Annotated in this window: 9 protein-coding genes, 1 tRNA gene and 1 pseudogene; all 11 read right to left on the bottom strand. The window is 47.0% G+C overall.

What is annotated here, in order from left to right:
* Window positions 1-20: 20 nt before the first annotated feature.
* A complete protein-coding gene (gene rpsG / locus C2757_RS00280) occupies window positions 21-491 on the bottom strand; it encodes a 30S ribosomal protein S7 (RefSeq protein ID WP_068320103.1) in 471 nt (156 codons plus the stop codon).
* 161 nt (window positions 492-652) lie between these two features.
* A complete protein-coding gene (gene rpsL / locus C2757_RS00275; RefSeq protein ID WP_068947691.1) occupies window positions 653-1,033 on the bottom strand; it encodes a 30S ribosomal protein S12 in 381 nt (126 codons plus the stop codon).
* Between the two features lie 176 nt (window positions 1,034-1,209).
* Window positions 1,210-5,472 (bottom strand): DNA-directed RNA polymerase subunit beta', encoded by a 4,263-nt coding sequence (rpoC, locus tag C2757_RS00270; protein ID WP_215374659.1) that lies wholly within the window; start codon window positions 5,470-5,472, stop codon window positions 1,210-1,212.
* Window position 5,473: 1 nt separating this feature from the next.
* Window positions 5,474-9,574: a DNA-directed RNA polymerase subunit beta gene (gene rpoB / locus C2757_RS00265; RefSeq protein ID WP_215374657.1), complete on the bottom strand. Its 4,101-nt coding sequence runs from the start codon at window positions 9,572-9,574 to the stop codon at window positions 5,474-5,476.
* 227 nt (window positions 9,575-9,801) lie between these two features.
* A complete protein-coding gene (gene rplL, locus C2757_RS00260; RefSeq protein WP_068947688.1) occupies window positions 9,802-10,179 on the bottom strand; it encodes a 50S ribosomal protein L7/L12 in 378 nt (125 codons plus the stop codon).
* Between the two features lie 159 nt (window positions 10,180-10,338).
* Window positions 10,339-10,854, bottom strand: a pseudogene (gene rplJ, locus C2757_RS00255) (50S ribosomal protein L10); the annotation flags it as partial.
* Window positions 10,855-11,091: 237 nt separating this feature from the next.
* The gene (rplA, locus tag C2757_RS00250; RefSeq protein WP_215374652.1) at window positions 11,092-11,793 is read right to left on the bottom strand and encodes a 50S ribosomal protein L1; all 702 of its coding nucleotides are present in this window, start codon (window positions 11,791-11,793) and stop codon (window positions 11,092-11,094) included.
* 2 nt (window positions 11,794-11,795) lie between these two features.
* Complete coding sequence (gene rplK / locus C2757_RS00245; RefSeq protein ID WP_011901890.1) at window positions 11,796-12,227, bottom strand: 50S ribosomal protein L11; 432 nt, start codon at window positions 12,225-12,227, stop codon at window positions 11,796-11,798.
* 163 nt (window positions 12,228-12,390) lie between these two features.
* Window positions 12,391-12,963, bottom strand: a complete 573-nt coding sequence (gene nusG, locus C2757_RS00240; RefSeq protein ID WP_087908791.1) for a transcription termination/antitermination protein NusG — start codon at window positions 12,961-12,963, stop codon at window positions 12,391-12,393.
* 7 nt (window positions 12,964-12,970) lie between these two features.
* Window positions 12,971-13,348: a preprotein translocase subunit SecE gene (secE, locus tag C2757_RS00235; protein ID WP_215374649.1), complete on the bottom strand. Its 378-nt coding sequence runs from the start codon at window positions 13,346-13,348 to the stop codon at window positions 12,971-12,973.
* A 20-nt stretch (window positions 13,349-13,368) separates the two neighbouring features.
* Window positions 13,369-13,444 (bottom strand) — tRNA-Trp (locus tag C2757_RS00230).
* Window positions 13,445-13,465: the final 21 nt, after the last annotated feature.

Genomic DNA, 13,465 nt, shown 5'->3' with positions numbered 1-13,465 from the left:
GCCTTTTCTTGACTATTCGATTAGAAGCGGAAATGTGAGAAAGCTTTGTTAGCTTCTGCCATACGGTGAACTTCTTCACGCTTCTTCATTGCTCCGCCGCGACCTTCTGCAGCTTCTAATAATTCATTGGCCAAACGTTGAGCCATCGATTTCTCGCCACGCTTCTTAGCGGCTTCGCGCAACCAGCGCATTGCCAAAGCGGAACGACGTGATGGACGAACTTCAACTGGAACTTGATAGTTAGCACCACCAACACGACGGCTCTTTACCTCAACCATTGGCTTAACGTTGCCCATGGCTGTTGAAAAAATTTCGAGTGGTTCTTTATTTGCTTTTTTCTCGATGTGATCAAAGGCACCGTAAACGATACGCTCTGCAACCGATTTCTTACCGTCCAACATGAGGACGTTCATGAATTTAGCGACTTCTACATTGCCGAATTTTGGATCCGGCAAAATTTCCCGTTTGGGAACTTCACGACGACGTGGCATAACTACTCCTTCAGTTCAGTTAGGGGTGCTTCACTTGAATCACCCACTCCGGTTGCCCTACTATCCAAGAAAATTCCCAGACGGAACAACCACTTACTTGCCTTTAAAGTCTGGCAAAAATGACTTACTGCAAAAACTTTTACCGCTTAATTATTAAAAAATTAAGCAGCTTTCTTAGCGCGCTTGGCACCGTACTTAGAACGGGCTTGCTTACGATCTTTAACACCTTGCAAGTCCAAAGAACCGCGAACGATGTGGTAACGCACACCTGGCAAGTCCTTTACACGACCACCGCGGATCAACACAACTGAGTGTTCCTGGAGGTTATGACCTTCACCGCCAATGTATGAAATCACTTCAAAACCATTGGTTAAGCGAACTTTAGCTACTTTACGCAGCGCAGAGTTAGGCTTTTTAGGAGTGGTTGTGTACACACGTGTACATACACCACGGCGCTGCGGACTGTTTTGCAGCGCAGGGCTCTTGCTTTTAACGGTAAGCCTTGTTCTTGGCTTGCGTAATAATTGATTAATTGTTGGCATAAAATAGCTCGGTTAGTACTTCTTTGTTGCTTTCTTCAAGAAAATCAATGACTTAGAGTATTTCTAGGTCAAAAAGACCTTCTTCTGAATCAGTAGAACTAAGCATTCTAGCTTGGCCAGCCTTTTCCGTCAACCTCGAAGGAAAAAACTGGCCATTTCTGGCCAGAATTACCAAATTAGCTCGGATCCGCCTCCCCAGCAGGAGCGACGACTTCAGCCTCAATTTCTACAGGCATGCTAGCCATTGCCTCTTCTTCGGCAGCGATCATTTGAGCGCGATCACGTTCAAATTGCTCTCTGACCTTGCGTGCACGGCGGTAAGACAAGCCGGTACCAGCAGGGATCAAGCGACCAATAATGACGTTTTCCTTGAGGCCACGGAGTGTATCGGTCTTGCCCATAATTGCGGCTTCGGTCAATACACGGGTGGTTTCTTGGAAAGAAGCCGCTGAAATGAAGCTGTCAGTCGACAAGGATGCCTTAGTAATACCGAGCAACACGTTATCGAACTGAGCTGGGTGCTTACCTTGGGCAATCACGGCATCGTTTGCGTCATACAGCTTAGAACGCTCAACCTGCTCACCAGTAATGAAGGATGTATCGCCTGGATCAGTCACCTGAACACGACGCAACATCTGACGCACGATGACTTCAATGTGCTTGTCATTGATCTTCACACCTTGGAGACGATAAACGTCTTGAACTTCGTCAACGATGTAAATTGCTAACTCTTCGATGCCTTTGAGAGTCAAGATGTCATGTGGATCAGCAGGGCCTTCCACAATCATCTCACCCTTGTTCACAACTTGACCATCATGAACGAGAACTTGCTTCTCTTTAGGAATCAAGAATTCATTAGCTTCGCCATCCATATCGGTAATGACCAAACGTTGTTTACCTTTGGTTTCTTTACCAAAGGAAACTGTTCCAGTCACTTTTGCCAAGACAGCTGCGTCTTTAGGTGAACGAGCTTCGAACAATTCTGCAACGCGTGGCAAACCACCGGTAATGTCGCGAGTCTTCTGTGATTCGATTGGAATACGAGCCAATACTTCACCGACTTCAACTTTCTGACCATCTTTAACTGTAATCAAAGCACCTACTTGGAGGCCAATGTTTACCGGATGATCAGTACCAGCGATCATGACTTCGTTACCCTTGTCATCAACTAAGTTGATCATTGGGCGAACGCCTTTGCTTGCTGCAGAACGACGCTTACCGTCAATTACCACCAAGGTGGAAAGACCAGTCACTTCGTCAACCTGCTTAGCAACGGTCACGCCTTCTTCAACGTTATCGAAGCGAGCAATACCAGCGTACTCAGAAATAATCGGGCGGGTTAATGGATCCCAAGTCGCTAAACTTGCGCCAGCCTTAACCGCTGCATCTTCTTTCAACATGAGCGTTGCACCGTAAGGTACTTTATGACGCTCGCGCTCACGACCATTCTCATCAACGATCAAGGCCTCACCAGAACGTGAAATCACGATCTGCTCACCCTTCGCGTTCTTCACAACACGCATCGTGCCGGAGAACTTCAAAGCACCGTTAGACTTAGCTTCAATATTGCTTGCAACCAAGGCACGTGACGCTGCACCACCAATGTGGAAGGTGCGCATAGTCAACTGTGTGCCTGGCTCACCGATGGACTGAGCAGCGATAACACCAACTGCTTCACCAACGTTCACCAAACCACCGCGACCGAGATCACGTCCGTAGCACTTAGCGCACAAGCCAAAGCGAGTTAAGCATGACAATACTGTGCGAACTTTAACTTCATCGATACCCAATGCCACGATTTGATCAACATGATCTTCGTCGAGCAATGTGTCATTAGGAACGATGACTTCTTGTGTGTCAGGATGAACGATGTCACCGATACATACACGACCCAAAATACGATCGCGCAATGCTTCGATAATTTCGCCGCCTTCAACAAGCGCCTTCATCGTTACACCAGAAGTTGCGCCGCAATCTTCTTCAATCACCACGAGGTCTTGAGTTACGTCGCATAAACGACGTGTCAAGTAACCAGAGTTCGCTGTCTTCAACGCGGTATCAGCCAGACCTTTACGAGCACCGTGGGTTGAGATGAAGTACTGCAATACGTTCAAACCTTCACGGAAGTTCGCAGTAATTGGGGTTTCAATGATGGAGCCATCAGGCTTAGCCATCAAACCACGCATACCAGCCAACTGACGAATCTGCGCTGCAGATCCACGTGCGCCAGAATCCGCCATCATGTAGATGGAGTTAAAGGATTCTTGACGAACAGTCTTACCGTTACGGTCGAGTACGTCAACGTGTGACAACTCATCCATCATCGCCTTACCAACTTGGTCGCCTGCGGCACCCCAAATATCAACCACGTTGTTATAACGTTCTTGATTAGTTACGAGGCCTGACATGAACTGCTTGTCATACTCCTTAACTTTGGCAGAAGCCTCGGTGATGATGCGCTCTTTAGAGCTTGGGATCAACATATCGTCAATCGCAACCGAGATACCAGCATTTGTTGCCAAACGGAAACCAGACTGCAAGAGGCGGTCAGCAAAAATCACTGTTTCACGCAAACCGCACTTACGGAATGATGTGTTGATCAAACGTGAGATCTCTTTTTTCTTCAAAGGCTTGTTAATTTCCTCGAAAGACATGCCTTTTGGCAAAATCTCAGACAAGATGGCACGGCCAACTGATGTTTGATAGATCTTGGTCTTCTCAGCAAAACGCGCATCGCCTTCTGCTTTCTTATCCACGATCTCATACTCAGTAATACGCACTGCAACACGAGAAGCCAATTCGACTTGACCTGCTTCGTATGCGCGTACTACTTCAGTAATGTTGGCGAAAACCATGCCTTCGCCTTTACCGTTGATCTTGTCACGTGTAGCGTAGTACAGACCCAACACCACGTCCTGTGAAGGAACGATTGATGGTTCGCCGTTAGCTGGGAACAATACGTTATTCGAAGCCAACATCAATGTACGTGCTTCCATTTGCGCTTCGAGCGACAAAGGAACGTGAACCGCCATTTGGTCACCGTCAAAGTCAGCGTTAAATGCCGCGCAGACTAATGGGTGCAATTGGATCGCTTTACCTTCAATCAGCATTGGCTCGAAAGCCTGAATACCGAGACGGTGCAATGTAGGCGCACGGTTCAACATGATTGGATGTTCACGAATGACTTCTTCGAGAATGTCCCAAACGATTGGAGTCTGGCTTTCAACTTCTTTCTTCGCAGCCTTAATCGTGGTTGCAATTCCTAAAGTCTCAAGCTTGTTAAAAATGAATGGCTTGAATAATTCCAAAGCCATCAATTTTGGTAAGCCGCACTGATGTAATTTCAATGTAGGGCCAACCACGATGACTGAACGACCAGAGTAGTCAACCCGTTTACCCAACAAGTTTTGACGGAAACGACCGCTCTTACCTTTAATCATCTCAGCTAAGGACTTGAGAGGACGCTTATTAGCGCCAGTCATAGCCTTACCGCGACGACCGTTGTCGAGCAATGAGTCAACCGCTTCTTGCAACATCCGTTTTTCGTTACGAACGATGATCTCTGGTGCGCGCAACTCTAACAAACGCTTCAAGCGGTTGTTACGGTTGATCACACGACGATAGAGGTCGTTCAAATCAGAAGTAGCAAAGCGACCGCCATCCAATGGCACCAATGGGCGCAATTCAGGTGGCAATACTGGCAATACTTCCATGATCATCCAGTCAGGCTTAATACCTGAAGTCTGGAACGCCTCGAGCACTTTTAAGCGCTTGGCGTATTTCTTGATCTTGGCATCGCTACCAGTGGCTTTCAATTCAGCACGAATGGTCTCTACTTCACGATCGATATCAATCGAACGCAAGAGATCACGAATACCTTCGGCGCCCATGATGGCTGTAAATGCACCATCACCATACTCCTCAGTCTTGGCAATGTATTCGTCTTCAGACATGATCTGACCGCGCTTCATTGCGCCTTCAGGAGTCATGCCAGGATCAACCACTACATATGCTTCAAAGTAAAGAACGCGCTCGATATCACGTAAGGTCATATCGAGAACCATGCCCAAACGGGATGGCAAGGACTTCAAGAACCAGATGTGCGCTACAGGGGCTGCCAACTCAATGTGGCCCATGCGCTCACGACGTACCTTGGCGAGGGTTACTTCAACCCCGCACTTCTCGCAGATGACGCCACGGAACTTTAAGCGTTTGTACTTGCCGCATAAGCACTCGTAGTCTTTGGTTGGTCCAAAAATCTTGGCGCAGAACAAACCATCACGCTCGGGCTTAAAAGTCCGATAGTTGATGGTTTCAGGTTTGCGTACTTCACCAAAAGACCATGAACGAATCTTCTCAGGAGATGCAAGGCCAATCTTGATGACATCAAACTGCTCATCACCCTGCGTTTGCTTAAATAAATCGAGCAATGCTTTCATATCAGTTGCGCTCCATGTCAATGTCAATACCCAACGAACGGATTTCTTTTACCAGCACGTTGAAGGATTCGGGCATGCCAGCATCAATCGTGTGCTCGCCCTTGACGATGTTTTCGTAAACCTTGGTACGGCCTGCGACGTCATCGGACTTCACTGTCAGCATTTCCTGCAAGACATATGAAGCGCCGTATGCTTCGAGGGCCCAAACTTCCATCTCACCAAAGCGCTGACCACCAAACTGGGCTTTACCGCCCAATGGCTGTTGCGTTACCAGAGAGTAAGGTCCAGTTGAACGAGCATGCATCTTGTCATCAACCAAGTGGTGGAGTTTCAAGACGTGCATTACGCCAACAGTTACTGGACGCTCAAACTGATCGCCAGTGCGGCCGTCGCACAGAATCATTTGCTGACGTGATGGTGTCATCTTCAAAGATGTCGCAACATCTTCTGGATATGCCAACTCGAGCATACGTGCGATTTCCGCCTCAGTAGCACCGTCAAACACTGGGGTTGCAAATGGCAAGCCTTGGCGGAGATTTTCAGCCAAAACAGTAATTTGCTCATCAGTGAAGTTGTCGATGTCTTCAATGCGGCCGGTTTCGTTATAAAGCTGTTTTAAGAACTTACGCAGTTCAGCTTGCTTAGCTTGTTCACGAACCATCTCGTCGATACGCTTACCAATACCTTGGGCAGCCCAACCTAAGTGGGTTTCCAGAATCTGGCCAACGTTCATACGGGAAGGAACACCCAATGGGTTCAAGACGATATCTACTGGACGTCCGTCAGCCATAAATGGCATATCTTCGGCAGGAGCGATTTTAGAAACCACGCCCTTATTACCGTGACGACCAGCCATCTTGTCACCAGGCTGCAAGCGACGCTTCACTGCCAAGTACACCTTAACCATCTTCGTTACGCCAGGCTGTAAATCATCGCCCTGGGTAAGTTTGGTGCGCTTCTCTTCAAAAGCTTCGTCAAACTGTTTACGTTTCGCTTCAATAGAAGATTTAATTGCTTCTACTTGTGAGGCAACTTCATCATCTGCAGGACGAACATCGAACCAATGGTATTTATCCAAATCAGCAAGGTATTCCTTGTCGATCTTTGTGCCTTTAGCCAATTTCTTAGGGCCGCCGTTAGCAACTTTGCCAATCAACAGCTTTTCTAAACGCATGAAGGCATCGCCTTCAACAATACGCAACTGGTCGTTTAAGTCCAAACGATAGCGTTGTAATTCTTCTTGAATAATGGACTGTGCACGTGCATCGCGCTCAATACCTTCACGTGTGAAGACTTGAACATCGATCACAGTACCGATCATTCCTGATGGAACGCGCAAAGAAGTATCTTTAACGTCAGATGCTTTTTCACCGAAGATCGCACGGAGGAGCTTCTCTTCAGGCGTGAGAGTGGTCTCACCCTTTGGAGTTACTTTACCAACCAATACGTCACCAGCTTCAACTTCAGCACCGATGTAAACGATACCGCTCTCATCCAAACGGGAGAGTTGTGACTCTGCCAAGTTGGAGATATCGCGAGTAATTTCTTCTGAACCCAGCTTGGTATCACGCGCAACAACCGACAACTCTTCAATATGAATAGAGGTGTAACGGTCATCAGCAACAACTTTTTCAGAGATCAAGATTGAATCTTCGAAGTTGTAACCGTTCCATGGCATAAATGCCACAGTCATGTTTTGACCCAAAGCCAATTCACCCAAATCAGTTGATGCGCCGTCAGCAACTACGTCGCCGCGTGCAACACGATCACCAACCTTCACGATTGGACGTTGATTGATATTGGTGTTTTGGTTTGAACGGGTGTACTTGATGAGGTTGTAAATATCTACACCAACTTCACCAGCTGCAGTTTCATCATCGTTTACACGAATCACAACACGGTTTGCATCAACGTAGTCCACGATACCGCCGCGGTTTGCTAATACAACAGTGCCAGAGTCAACGGCAACAATACGCTCTAAACCTGTACCTACTAATGGCTTATCTGGACGCAGACAAGGAACTGCTTGACGCTGCATGTTCGCACCCATCAACGCACGGTTTGCATCATCGTGCTCTAAGAATGGAACAAGAGAGGCAGCGGCAGAAACGATCTGGCTAGGAGCAACGTCGATGAAATCGATGCGCTCTGGGCTAACCATCATGGTTTCACCAGCTTGACGAGCAGAAACCAATTCGTCAGCCAACTTACCGTTTTTGTCGATCGTTGCATTCGCCTGAGCAATGACATACTTAGCTTCTTCAATCGCAGAGAGGTAAACCACTTCATCGCTTACCTTGCTATTGGAAACTTTACGGTATGGAGTCTCTAAGAAACCATGCTCATTCAAACGTGCAAATAGCGCGAGTGAGTTGATCAAACCAATGTTTGGTCCTTCTGGAGTTTCGATTGGGCAAACACGTCCGTAGTGGGTTGGATGCACGTCGCGCACTTCGAAGCCTGCGCGCTCGCGGGTCAAGCCACCAGGCCCCAATGCAGAAATACGACGCTTGTGCGTGATTTCTGAAAGTGGGTTGGTTTGGTCCATAAACTGGGACAGCTGTGAAGAACCGAAGAACTCACGAATCGCAGATGAGATTGGCTTGCTGTTAATCAAGTCATGCGGCATGAGGTTTTCTGTTTCGGCTTGGCCGAGACGTTCTTTAACCGCACGCTCAACACGTGACAAACCAGCACGGAATTGGTTTTCAGCCAATTCGCCAACGCAACGTACACGACGATTACCTAAGTGATCGATATCGTCCACTTCGCCTTTACCGTTACGCAAATCTACGAGGGACTTAATGGTGTCAAGAATATCTTCGTTTGACAGAACCATTGGGCCTTCCATTTCTGGACGGTTCAAACGGCTGTTAACCTTCATACGGCCAACACGAGATAGATCGTATGTATCTTCGCTGTAGAACAAGCGCTGGAACAAGGCTTCAACAGCATCTTCTGTTGGAGGCTCACCAGGACGCATCATGCGGTAGATGGCGATACGTGCTGCTGTTTGATCAGCAGTTTCATCAGTACGCAATGTCTGTGAAATATACGCACCAGAATCCAAATCATTGGTGTAGATGGTTTCCAATTGCTTGATGCCTGCATCACGCAATGTAGTCAACAACTCTTCAGTGATTTCATCATTAGCGTAAGCCAAGATTTCACCAGAATCTGGATCAACAATATTGCGCGCAACGACACGACCAACTAAATAATCATCTGGTACAGCAATTGTTTTTGTTTTAGCAGCTTCGAGTTCACGAATATGCTTTGCATTAATACGCTTGTCTTTTTGAATGACGACTACGCCATTCTTATCCAGCACATCAAAGTTGGCCAACTGGCCACGCAAACGCTCAGGAACAAATTCCATTGATGCGCCATTAGCGGTCAATGAGAAATGATCGAAGTTGAAGAAGTTTGCAAGAATCTGTTCGTTGTTTAAACCAATTGCCTTGAGCAAAATAGTGACAGGCATCTTACGACGACGGTCAACGCGGAAATAGAGAATATCTTTTGGATCAAACTCGAAATCGAGCCATGAACCACGGTAAGGAATGATGCGTGCTGAGAATAGCAACTTACCGGAACTATGTGTCTTGCCCTTGTCATGTTCAAAGAACACGCCTGGGGAACGGTGCAACTGAGAAACGATCACGCGCTCAGTACCGTTGATCACAAAAGAGCCGTTTTCTGTCATGAGTGGAATTTCACCCATGTAGACTTCGCTCTCTTTTACCTCTTTAACCTTAGTCGGCGCTTCGCGATCATAAATAATCAAGCGAACTTTAGCGCGTAAGGCTGAGTGATATGTGTAACCACGTTGTTGACATTCTTTGACGTCAAACGGTGGTTGTGACAACTGGTAGGACACGTATTCCATACGTGCATAGCCGTTGTTAGACACAATTGGGAATGCTGATGTAAAGGCTGCTTGAAGTCCCTCAGTAAGACGAGACATTGCCGGCTTATCAGCCTGTAAAAATTTAGCGTAGGATTCCAGCTGCGTTGCGATCAGGTACGGAACCTGGTGGTTATTTACTCGCTTAGCAAAGCTTTTACGGACTCGCTTGCGTTCGGTGAAGCTATAGTTCATTTCATCTCCGAATTCAGCGACTGTACAAAGATTTGGCGATTGGCCACTACCAATCACTGGCGGACAACACTAAATCGCATGGATCTAGTGCCCGACCAAACTTGCATTCTGCAGTCGTATCAGAAGGCAAACCCGATTTCAATCAGAAATGAAATCGGGTTTGACCACTAATGGTCAAACCCAACATAGCTAACGCTCCTTTTTGAGAAGCGCTAGCGGAGTTTGTATTACTTGAGTTCTGCTTTAGCGCCAGCTTCTTCAAGCTTCTTCTTAGCTTCTTCAGCAGTTTTCTTGTCAACGCCTTCTTTGATTGGCTTCGGTGCACCGTCAACCAAGTCCTTAGCTTCTTTCAAGCCAAGACCAGTAATTTCGCGAACTGCCTTAATTACTGAAACCTTGTTTGCGCCAGCTTCAAGCAAGTTCACAGTGAATTCTGTTTGCTCTTCTGCAGCAGCACCGCCACCGCCTGCACCGGCAGGACCAGCAACAGCCATCGCTGCGGCTGATACGCCAAACTTCTCTTCGAACGCTTTAACCAAGTCGTTCAAATCCATAACGGACATGCTACCTACTGCTTCAATGATTTCTTCTTTAGTAATCGCCATTTTTAGCTCCTAATACTTAAATAGTTAATCTGTCGCTTATTCAGCGGCAGGGGTTTCTTTTGCTTCTGTTCCAGCTTCTGGGGCTGCGGCTGCAGGCTCAGCGGCTGCTTCTGGAGCGGCGGCTTCAGCAACGACTTCTGCTGGGGCTGCTGCTTCTACTGCAGGTGCTGCTACCGGAGCAGGAGCTCCAGCTGCCTTTTGTGCTGCTACTGCGCCCAATACGCGAGCCATCGCAGAAACAGGTGCCAACATCACACCTAACAACTGAGATAACAACTCGTCGCGGCTTGGAATTGTTGCGAGGGCTTTTACGCCTGCAACGTCTAACAACTTGCCGTTATATAAGCCAGCTTTAATGACTAGCAAATCTTGAGTCTTAGCAAAGCCCTGCAATACTTTTGCCGAAGCAATCGGATCAGCAGAGATGCCGTAAATCAAGGGGCCAACCATCGAATCAGCAAGAGGTTCAAACTGTGTGCCTTGTGCAGCACGGCGTGCCAATGTGTTCTTCAAAACGCGAAGATAGACACCTTGGTCACGTGCGCTAGCACGTAGCTTTGTCAACTGCTCTACTGGAATACCACGGTATTCAGCGAGCACGACAGTTTGAGCTCCAGCCAATTGAGCGCCGACATCAGCAACAATCGCTTTTTTGTCTTGTACATTCAAAGGCACGGTTTAACTCCATAAAAACCAACTGTTTCCAGTTGGGGTTACACACCAGCGTCTGATCATTTGTTCACAAAGATTCTTGTGAAAATCTTTTCAGGGTCGCCATCTGCGCTGGCTATTACTTTCGTAACGATTAAGAATTAACTCTGTATAAGCAACTAATTCACCAACGGTCTTTGATGTTCGACTCTCACTCAAAGAGCAGGAGTCGACCCAAAGTTCTTTTTTGTTACAAGCTACTTATTGAGCTGCCTGTAACGATGCTTGGTCAACGCGCACGCCTGCACCCATGGTGCTGCTTACGGCAACCTTCTTTAAATAAATACCCTTAGATGCAGGAGGTTTTGCTTTATTCAAAGCCTCAAGCAATGCGAGCAAGTTGGATTTCAATGCAGCTGGCTCGAATGAACGACGGCCAATGCTTGCGTGCACGATACCGGCTTTGTCCACACGGAACTGCACTTGACCAGCTTTTGCGTTCTTCACTGCAGTAGCAACGTCAGGTGTAACTGTTCCAACCTTTGGATTTGGCATCAAACCACGTGGGCCCAATACTTGACCTAAGGTACCAACAATTTTCATTGTGTCTGGTGATGCGATCAAAATATCGAAATCAATTTTGCCGCCTTTAATTTGTTCAGCAAGATCTTCCATGCCAACGATTTCTGCGCCAGCAGCTTTGGCTTGTTCAGCCTTCTCGCCTTGGGCAAAAACAGCCACACGAACATGCTTACCTGTACCAGCTGGGAGCACTACTGCGCCACGCACAACTTGGTCAGATTTCTTAGCATCAATACCCAATTGAACAGCAACGTCGATAGACTCATCAAACTTTGCAGTTGCACACTCTTTAACGAGGTTCAATGCATCTTCTAATGGGTAGAACTTGTTGCGATCAACTTTAGATTGAATTGCTTTAACGCGTTTAGATAACTTAGTCATGATTAGAGACCTTCCACAGTGATGCCCATGGAACGGGCGCTACCAGCGATTGTTCTAACAGCTGCGTCCATATCGGCTGCTGTCAAATCTGGCATTTTTGCTTTAGCGATTTCTTCTGCTTGAGCACGAGTAATTTTTCCTACCTTATCGGTATGAGGACGTGGTGATCCTTTTTCGATCTTCGCAGCCTTCTTAATCATGATGGTTGCTGGGGGAGTCTTCATGATGAATGTGAAGCTCTTATCAGCGAACGCTGTAATCACGACTGGAATTGGCAGACCAGGTTCCATGCTCTGAGTTTGAGCATTAAACGCCTTACAGAATTCCATAATGTTCAGACCGCGTTGACCCAATGCTGGACCTACGGGTGGTGATGGATTTGCTTTACCTGCAGGGATCTGCAGCTTAATAAAGCCAATAATCTTCTTTGCCATGTGTGCTCCTTAAAGCGCGCCTTACCTCATTAGGAAAGACCGCCGTTGAGTAAACGCTTCGCTAGTTTTTGGCTTTCTAGCTCCGCTCCTCGGTTAATTACAAAAACTAAATAACCACTTAGTACAAACTACCGCACTGCAAAACCGGACTAAGTCCTTGTTTTTACATCTTTTCTACTTGGCCGAACTCCAGCTCAACTGGGGTACCGCGGCCAAATATTGTAACAGAAACGCGTAATCTTGACTTCTCATAATTCACTTCTTCAACGTTTCCATTGAAATCAGTGAACGGACCTTCTTTAACGCGAACCATCTCACCCACCTCAAACAGGGTCTTAGGCTTCGGTTTATCAACCCCTGCCTGCATTTGATCCATGATTTTGGTGACTTCAGCAGTAGAAATCGGGCTTGGGCGGTTACGTACACCACCTACGAAACCGGTTACTTTTGGCGTGTTTTTCACTAAATGCCAGCTTTCATCGGTCATTTCCATCTCAATCAGGACATATCCTGGGAAGAAACGGCGCTCAGTCACTGATTTTGTGCCAGATTTGATCTCCACAACCTCTTCGGAAGGAACCAAAATACGGCCAAATTTCTCAGGCATGCCAGAACGTGCAATACGCTCTTCAAGACCTTTTTTGACGCTCTTTTCCATGCCGGAGTAAGCGTGAATAACGTACCAGCGCATATTGCCGGTAGCTTGTGGATTTGCGGCTACTTCAGAATCAATCATTTTTTACTCACTTCCAGCCTAAGAAGACTGAAAAAACTAGCCATTCAATCAATTTGTCTGCAATCCATAAAAACAGGGACATGATCAGGACAAAGCCAAATACGACTAGAGTCATTTGGGTAGTCTCTTTACGAGTCGGCCAAACAACCTTTTTTACTTCGTACCAAGAATCTTTTGCGTAGGCGATAAAACGACGCCCATCCGGTGAAATCGCCACAATCAAAACTGCAGCTGCAATGCCACCAAACAAAACGCCCAGGCGCACTAATAAAGATTGATCGATGAGCGTGTAGTAAAGCACTAACGCAGCAACGACAATTAAAGCAGCGAGTCCGGAGACCCAACTGCTCTTTTCTTCAGAGTGACCTACAGTTTGTTGAGACATATCACTTTCAGTTCAAATCGTGGCAGGGGCGGAGGGCATCGAACCCCCAACCTTTGGTTTTGGAGACCAACGCTCTGCCAATTGAGCTACACCCCTTTATAAAAACGTATTACTTAC

Origin of the sequence: Polynucleobacter sp. MWH-Svant-W18 (assembly GCF_018687495.1) — a bacterium.
Classification (GTDB): domain Bacteria; phylum Pseudomonadota; class Gammaproteobacteria; order Burkholderiales; family Burkholderiaceae; genus Polynucleobacter.
Note: the sequence above shows the minus strand (reverse complement) of the source record. Positions and strands in the feature narration are given on the sequence as shown.